The 2,071-nt window shown below is 35.8% G+C and carries 1 protein-coding gene; it reads right to left on the bottom strand.

Annotation, left to right across the window (positions count from 1 at the left end; translation table 11 throughout):
* Nucleotides 1-198 precede the first annotated feature (198 nt).
* Nucleotides 199-2,052 carry a hypothetical protein gene (locus GSY74_RS08325; protein WP_164664643.1) on the bottom strand — a complete coding sequence of 618 codons (1,854 nt, stop codon included), beginning with the start codon at nt 2,050-2,052 and terminating at the stop codon, nt 199-201.
* Nucleotides 2,053-2,071 lie beyond the last annotated feature (19 nt).

The following is a 2,071-nucleotide window of genomic DNA, read 5'->3' as shown; positions in this document are numbered from 1 at the left end:
CGGGGCTAAAGCCCAATGCCAATGAATTAAGCTTTTTTTGAACCAAATAGTTCGGGTGTAAACACGCCGATTCCGAAAATGCAGATTGCATATACGGAAACGATGGCTTTAGCCTCGCTAATTCATTGGCATTGGGCTAAAGCCTCCGATTCCAAATAATATCTCTGTAGGGATAATCCCCTCGTGGTTACCCTTGAACTATTTAACACATAGATTCAAATAAGAGAAATCCACACTAGTATCATTTTGTATCAAAATATCAAGTAGAGAGTCACTATTTTTTAACATATTAAATAGTGAACCATCTCCTCCATTTGTCAGGTTAATATCTGCAAGGTTCGCCTGTAGAACTCGTTCCCCATTACTTATTCTTATATCTCTGCTCCACATATTAAATACACTATCCTCATCATTGCCATATAGCTTGAATCTAGCATATTTTTCCGTCTCATAGCTTCCGATATTTATTGTATCATTTTGATAGAGAAATTTTGGTAGTGGTTTTATCCCCACCGAAAATTGTGCATTTATAATAGTCAAGTCTGTCGGTCTATTCAGAGAGTCGATAAAGAACTTATTATCAGCTAATTCATCGTATCCAATTATAGGTTTGTCTATACTGGCTCTTAAAATCTCTGATGGAGTGGCATCTTTCTCTTCACCCTTTGCAAAGGCATCAACGCTACCACCTATTATTTTAATAAGTCTTTCTCCCTCTTTGCACTTGAAAACATTTAGAACTTCTTTAATCTCTGCTTCTGGGTCAGCCAAAGAGCATGTAGCCACAGAGATAAAGTCAACTGCCGTATTTTTCTCAACAAGCAGATCAAAATGGTTTGAATCTTTGAGATAATCTAAAAGAGTCTCATTGTTTTCCGAAAGTAAAATATTGTCAAAACTGCTATAGTATATCTCTGTTGTGGGGTCAGTAGTACCAATAGCTTGGTGTGACCAACCACGATTTTTTAGAGTAGTTAACTCTGCACTAAAGAGTTGTTGGGGATTATGACTACGATATTGACCTATATGAATCTTATCATTGGCTTCCAATCTCCCACCACTCTTTTTTAGACCGATATAGAGCATCCCTTTTCTAAATTTTCGAGGAAGTCCAGTAATATCTTCTGCAAAAAATCTGTTTTTTTCCAAACTATCATACTGAACTAACTCTGTTTTATCTATCTGCATAATAACATCTCGAGAGGGGTGAGTAAGCTCTATTTTGTTGTTCAAATTGAAAATATCCTCATAACCGTAATGTTTTACAATTTTTCTCTCTTCTCCCCCACATATAAACCCCTCAATCAGTTTATCGTTTAGAAGTTTTACAGTTCTGCGTTCTTCTGCTATAGTATATATATCTTGCTCATCAGTATCAAGATTTACAGGGAAATTTTTGATAAGATTGTTTATACACTCCTTATCCCCCTCACACTGATTTTTAATTAGCGTAGGTAAATTTTTTAGTGGGATATCATCTTTGAACACTCTTCCCAACTCTTTGAGGTTAACACCCCTTGCACTCTGATGTTCCATATCATTATTCATATATCGGTTGAGGTTTTTCATCATACTTCCCAGAAGAATATCATCAAAAGTATCTTTACCATCCATCTTTTTGACCTCTACAACATCCTCACCACTAAGGTTATCAGCATCCACCATGGATTGCAAAATAGATAACTCTGTGGATGTTCCTTTGTACTCTAGTGAGAAGTTACCATCATTAAACTCTATACTTTCACTATCCTGAAGCTCCATTATGATTTTTTTGGTTGGGTCATAATCTTTCAGCTCATAACTCTTATCCTCACCCAGTAGCACTTTGGTAAAAAAATTGTTTTTTATCAAAGAGACACTCCCCAGTTCAATAGAGTCACAAAATCCATTATCATTTCCATCTTGACAGATATTGACAATCATATCTTGAGGAATCCCAACGATAGTTAGTATCTGCGATAGAAGTTTTTTTGCCTCTTCACTGCTTCCACCACCACAGCTTGTCAGACTAACTGTAGCTATTATAACTAAAATCCATATTAATTTTTTCATTTTAAAGCTCCTTTAATGT

The sequence above is a fragment of the Sulfurovum sp. bin170 genome (assembly GCF_010892395.1).
GTDB lineage: Bacteria > Campylobacterota > Campylobacteria > Campylobacterales > Sulfurovaceae > UBA1140.
The sequence above is the reverse complement of the archived record's forward strand: the minus strand, read 5'-3'. Positions and strand labels throughout refer to the sequence as shown.